This is a genomic window from Gilliamella sp. wkB195, assembly GCF_001690445.1.
Lineage (GTDB): Bacteria > Pseudomonadota > Gammaproteobacteria > Enterobacterales > Orbaceae > Gilliamella > Gilliamella apicola_E.
In genome coordinates this window covers 93,736-99,891 of the sequence record NZ_LZGP01000035.1, presented here as the reverse complement: position 1 = coordinate 99,891, position 6,156 = coordinate 93,736, and the positions used below count along the sequence as shown (strand labels likewise).

General features: G+C 37.1%; 5 protein-coding genes. All 5 read left to right on the top strand.

Annotation, left to right across the window (positions count from 1 at the left end; translation table 11 throughout):
• Positions 1–38 precede the first annotated feature (38 nt).
• The 5 genes from A9G08_RS09700 (at position 39) to A9G08_RS09680 (ending at position 6,143) form a co-directional block, all read left to right on the top strand.
• Positions 39–338, top strand: coding sequence for a hypothetical protein (locus A9G08_RS09700; RefSeq protein WP_065563504.1), 300 nt, complete (start codon positions 39–41; stop codon positions 336–338).
• A gap of 218 nt (positions 339–556) precedes the next feature.
• Positions 557–1,399 carry a Rossmann-like and DUF2520 domain-containing protein gene (locus A9G08_RS09695; protein ID WP_065563503.1) on the top strand — a complete coding sequence of 281 codons (843 nt, stop codon included), beginning with the start codon at positions 557–559 and terminating at the stop codon, positions 1,397–1,399.
• Positions 1,396–2,238 (top strand): 3-methyl-2-oxobutanoate hydroxymethyltransferase, encoded by an 843-nt coding sequence (gene panB, locus A9G08_RS09690; protein WP_065563502.1) that lies wholly within the window; start codon positions 1,396–1,398, stop codon positions 2,236–2,238. The genes A9G08_RS09695 and panB overlap by 4 nt, the downstream gene beginning before the upstream one ends.
• Before the next feature lie 18 nt (positions 2,239–2,256).
• Positions 2,257–3,102, top strand: coding sequence for a pantoate--beta-alanine ligase (gene panC / locus A9G08_RS09685; RefSeq protein WP_065563501.1), 846 nt, complete (start codon positions 2,257–2,259; stop codon positions 3,100–3,102).
• Between the two features lie 182 nt (positions 3,103–3,284).
• The gene (locus tag A9G08_RS09680) at positions 3,285–6,143 is read left to right on the top strand and encodes a valine--tRNA ligase (RefSeq protein ID WP_065563500.1); all 2,859 of its coding nucleotides are present in this window, start codon (positions 3,285–3,287) and stop codon (positions 6,141–6,143) included.
• The last annotated feature ends 13 nt before the right edge of the window (positions 6,144–6,156 follow it).

The following is a 6,156-nucleotide window of genomic DNA, read 5'->3' as shown; positions in this document are numbered from 1 at the left end:
AAATAAGATCACTTCGTTATTACAGGGATGTATAAATAATGAAAACAAAAATAATAGTAGCTTTAGTTTTTTTAATTACTCTGATACAAAATGCGTATGGGATTGGATATAACAGAACTTATATCCCACGAGTTCACATGCATTATTCTCCTAGTCATCAATCAAGGGGGAGCGACGGAGATGATGCCTCTATAATTATCATTTTACTATTCGCCATTGCAGTTGGTATTATTTTATATCATATTTACAAAAACTATGAAGAATCAAAGCAAAATAAAAAATTGGAAGAAGATAAACGTCAACTCAATTCAGAAAGCAGGAAAGATAAAAAAGATTAAGAAAAAAGAAGAATTAACTGACTATCCTGAAAAATAACTATTTTTATCATTCTCAATCGCTTATATTGCTTTTTAAAATTATCGAAAAAGTTGAGGAGCGGGGTTTTTTAGGTTTGATTAGCAAGTAATTCTTGAATATTTGCTTGTTTTTGGGTTAAAAATTGAATCTCAATCAAATTAGGCTATAATGCCGCTTTGTTTAAATTTTGTTATTAATAATGAATATTGGTTTTATCGGAGCTGGTAAAGTTGGATGCACACTAGCGAAATATTTTAGTTTATCGGGTTTACAAGTTGCAGGTTTTTATAGCCGAACTTATGAACACGCTAAACAAGCTAGTGATTTTACTCAATCTTATGCTTATTCATCTTTAGCTGATTTAGTGAATAATTGCGATTGTTTATTGGTGACAGTAGCTGATGGTCAAATTGCTTCTGTCTGGCATGAATTATGTCAATTACCTATTTCCAATAAATGGATTGGTCATTGTAGTGGCTTATTGACATCACACATATTTCAGCAAAATAAAGTTGTGCATCCATTCGCTTTTTCATTACACCCTTTATATGCTATTTATGATAAGTTCGATTGCTATAATACTATGTCGGACGTCTCTTTTACGCTCGAAGCAAATAAAGCTATTATCGACCAATTACAACGTTTTTTAGCGCTATTGCCTAATCGCTTAGCAATTCTTTCAGCAAATAAAAAGCCACTATATCATGCTGCTTGTGTCATGCTAAGTAATCAAGTGCTAGCTCTCGTACAAATAGGTGTAGATTTACTTAATCAATGTGGATTAGATAAAGAGTTTATTGAACAAGCTTGGCATCCGCTATTTCTTGGTAATGCCAACAACATTTGTAAAGCGGGAGTCATAGATGCATTAACTGGACCTGTGGAGCGTAACGATATTGAAACCATTAAGCAACATATGATGGCAATGCCAGATGAGCTCAAACCAATTTATCAACAATTATCGACTATTTTGCTTAATATCAGTCGTCAAAAACATCCGGATAGGGATTATCATCAATTAGAAATGGAACTGTTACCTTGAAAAATACAATTTTGACTTTACAACAACGCAAACAAAATCAAGAAAAGATCACCATGCTAACCGCGTATGACTATACGACAGCAAAATTGATGGATGATAGCGGTGTCGACTGTCTATTAGTGGGTGATTCATTAGGTATGGTTATGCTGGGTTATGAAAGCACAGTATCAGTCACTATGGACGATATGATCCATCACTCTAAAGCCGTGGCCAGAGGTGCTAAAAAAGCATTGGTTGTAACCGATTTACCGTTTATGTCTTACCATGCATCTGTTTATGATGCCGTGCATAATGCTGGACGATTGATACAAGAAGGGAATGCTCAGGCGGTGAAGCTTGAAGGTGGACAAGCATTTTGTGAGCATATTAAGATGATCGCTCAAGCCTCAATACCTGTCATTGCCCATATTGGCTTAATGCCACAATCAGTATTAGCATTAGGTGGTTACAAAGTACAAGGTAAGAATTATCAAGCAGCCAAAGCGATTATTTTAGATGCTTTAGCTGTTGAACAGGCAGGCGCTGCGGCAATTTTACTCGAATGTGTACCTGCTGATTTAGCTAAATTTATAACTGAACTTGTTAGTGTTCCTACTATTGGAATTGGCGCTGGTCATGGTTGTGATGGGCAAGTTTTAGTCTATCAGGATATGTTATCTATGTATGATGGTGTATCCTCCAAATTTGTTAAATCTTTTGCCCCAATGGGTGATCAAATGAAACAGGCTTTTGCGGATTATTGCCAAGAAGTTAAACAGCAACAATTCCCTGCACCTATTCATGAGTTTGCTATTGATGATGAGATCATGACCAAACTCAAATCTGAATTTTCAAACTAGCTTGAAAGGATAATAAACATGAAAGTTATAACCACTATCGATGAAGTTCGCGATCAGGTTAAATCATGGCGTAACAATGGCGAAAGTATTGGTTTAGTTCCGACTATGGGGTATCTGCATGAAGGTCATCAAAGCTTAATGGCTAGCGCTAAAAAAGATAATCAAAGAGTCATTGTTACCATATTTGTTAATCCAATGCAGTTTGGACCTAAAGAAGACTTAGCTAGCTATCCGCGTGATTTAGAAAGAGATAAAAAAGCCTGTCAGCAAATGGGCGTTGATTTGATTTTTTGGCCGTCCGCCGATGAAATGTATGATGCGAATTTCAATAGCTATGTCAATGTTAATGGTTTAACTGATGCGCTTTGTGGAAAAAAGCGACCAGGACATTTTAAAGGTGTTTGTACAGTTGTCACCAAACTATTTAATATTACTCAACCTGATCGTGCCTATTTTGGACAAAAAGATGCGCAACAATTAGCCGTCATTCAACGAATGGTACAAGATCTCAATATTCCCATCGAAATTATTGGTTGCCCGATTGTGCGTGAAAGTGATGGACTGGCTAAAAGTTCGCGCAATAGCTATTTGTCTGAACAAGAACGCCTAGCCGCTATTTGCTTATATCGTTCAATTGAACAGGCTAAGCAAATGATCAAAGCGGGTGAAAAATCAGTTGCAACCATCTTAAAGGCCATGCAAAACGTTATAAATAATGAACCATTAGCTAAAATTGACTATATTGAATTTGTTGATTTTGCAACGTTAACCAATGTTGATGTATTAAAGCAAGATAGTCTATGCGCTTTAGCGGTTTATATTGGTAAAACTAGATTGATCGATAATTTTATTTATCATCATTAACAATCCATTTATTGAGATAAAAGATCGCTTATCGACCGGCGATCTTTTGTTTACCATATTCCTACCTTCTAGGAAAATCGATTTAATCAACGACTTTATTCGTCTAGCAATTTATTGTTATGTCTTTTTACTGTAGAATAATAGCCATTTTTATGCCTTGAATTAGGATTGATGCCTTTATTATGAAAAATACGACTTATAATCCACAAGAAATCGAACAACCTATCTATCAACATTGGGAAGAAAGTGGTTACTTTAAGCCTAATGGTGACAAATCTCAGCCTAGTTATTGCATTGCTATTCCACCACCAAACGTAACGGGTAGTTTGCATATGGGACATGCATTTCAACAAACTATTATGGATGCATTAATTCGTTATCACCGTATGCAAGGTAATAACACGCTTTGGCAATCAGGTACTGACCATGCAGGTATTGCTACCCAAATGGTGGTAGAACGTAAAATTGCCGCTGAAGAAAATAAAACTCGCCATGATTATGGTCGAGATGCTTTTATCGAAAAAATTTGGCAATGGAAAGCTGAATCAGGTGGAAGTATTACTAAGCAGATGAGACGTTTAGGTGATTCTGTTGATTGGGATCGTGAACGTTTTACGATGGATGAAGGCCTTTCTAATGCTGTTAAAGAGGTTTTTGTAAGACTTTATCAAGAAGATTTGATTTATCGCGGTAAACGCTTAGTGAATTGGGACCCAAAATTACGCACGGCAATTTCAGATCTTGAAGTTGAAAATCGTGAAGTTAAAGGATCAATGTGGCATTTGCGCTACCCATTAGCGGATGGTGCAAAAACGGCAGATGGTAAAGATTATCTTGTTGTCGCAACGACTCGTCCTGAAACACTATTTGGTGATACTGGTGTGGCGGTTAATCCTGAAGATCCTCGTTATAAAGATCTCATTGGTAAATTTGTTATATTACCTTTTGTCAATCGTCGTATTCCTATTGTTGGCGATGAACATGCGGATATGACAAAAGGTACGGGGTGTGTAAAAATCACACCTGCTCATGACTTTAATGACTATGAAGTAGGGCGTCGTCATCAACTACCGATGATTAATATCTTTACCTTTGATGGTGAGATTCGTACGCAAGCAGAAGTATTTGATACTAATGGTGAGTCAAGCACCGCTTACTCAACTGAGATTCCGACACAATTCCAAAATTTAGAACGCTTTGCTGCACGTAAATTAGTTGTTGCAGAGTGTGAAGCTCAAGGTATTTTAGAAAAAATTGAACCACATGATCTCACCATTCCTTATGGTGATCGTGGTGGCGTGGTCATTGAACCAATGTTAACCGATCAGTGGTATGTCCGCGCTAAAGTCTTAGCTGAACCAGCAATAGCTGCCGTAAAAAATGGCGATATTCAATTTGTACCTAAACAGTACGAAAACATGTATTTTTCATGGATGAATGACATCCAAGATTGGTGTATTTCGCGCCAATTATGGTGGGGACACCGAATTCCGGCTTGGTATGATAATCAAGGTAATGTCTATGTTGGTCGTGACGAAGCTGAAGTTCGCCGTGAAAACGGTCTATCTGCTGATATCGAGTTATCACAAGATGATGATGTACTTGATACTTGGTTCTCATCAGCGCTGTGGACATTCTCAACCTTAGGTTGGCCAGAAAAGACAGATGATTTAGCGACTTTCCATCCAACTAATGTTCTTGTAACTGGTTTTGATATCATCTTCTTCTGGGTCGCAAGAATGATTATGATGACGATGCATTTCATCAAAGATGAACATGGCAAACCTCAAGTACCTTTCAAAACAGTTTATGTAACTGGCTTGATTCGTGATGAAGAAGGGCAAAAAATGTCAAAATCTAAAGGGAATGTTATTGATCCTTTAGATATGATTGATGGGATATCACTTACCGATTTATTAGAAAAACGTACTGGTAACATGATGCAACCACAGCTTGCTGAAAAAATTGCCAAACGTACTGAAAAACAGTTCCCTAATGGCATTGAAGCCCACGGTACTGATGCATTACGTTTTACTTTAGCCGCACTGGCGTCCACTGGTCGTGATATTAATTGGGATCTAAAACGTTTAGAAGGTTATCGTAATTTCTGTAATAAACTATGGAATGCTAGCCGTTATGTATTAATGAACACTCAAGATCACGATTGTGGATTTAAAGGTGGTGATTTAGAGTATTCATTAGCGGATAAATGGATCTTAGCGGAGTTTAATCAAACGGTGAAAACATACCGCGAAGCATTTGATACTTATCGTTTCGATTTAGCGGCTAATATCTTATATGAATTTACTTGGAATCAGTTCTGTGACTGGTATTTGGAGTTAACCAAATCAGTATTAGCTAATGGCGAGCAAAATCAACAACGAGCAGCTCGTCATACTTTAGTAACAGTCCTTGAAGCACTCTTGCGTTTGGCTCATCCAATCATTCCATTTATAACTGAAGCTATTTGGCAAAGTGTAAAACCATTAATGGTCATCAAAGCAGATACTATTATGTTACAACCAATGCCAGCCTTTGATAGCAAATTAGTTGATAATGAAGCAGTTGCTGATATCAATTGGATTAAAGATGCCGTTATCGCTGTTCGTAATATTCGTGCTGAAATGAATATTGCGCCAAGCAAACCGTTACAATTATTGATCAGAAAAGCATCACCGACGGTGCATCGCATTATTAGTGACAATGTCACCTTTATAGAGTCTTTAGCAAGATTATCAGAAATTGTCTTGTTAGATGAAGGTGAAGCAGGGCCATTATCGGTAACCAAATTAGTTGATGGTGCAGAGCTACTTATTCCAATGGCTGGTTTGATCAATAAAGATGATGAGCTAGCTCGACTTCAAAAAGAAATAGCTCGCATTGAAGGCGAAATTGCACGTATTGATAACAAGCTTTCCAATGCCAGCTTTGTTGATAAAGCACCAGCAGCTGTAGTGGCTAAAGAGAAAGAAAAACAACAAGGCTATGTTGCTGACAAAGCTAAATTACAAGAGCAGTATGAAGCAATAAAAAGTCTTTAAGGACATCAATAAA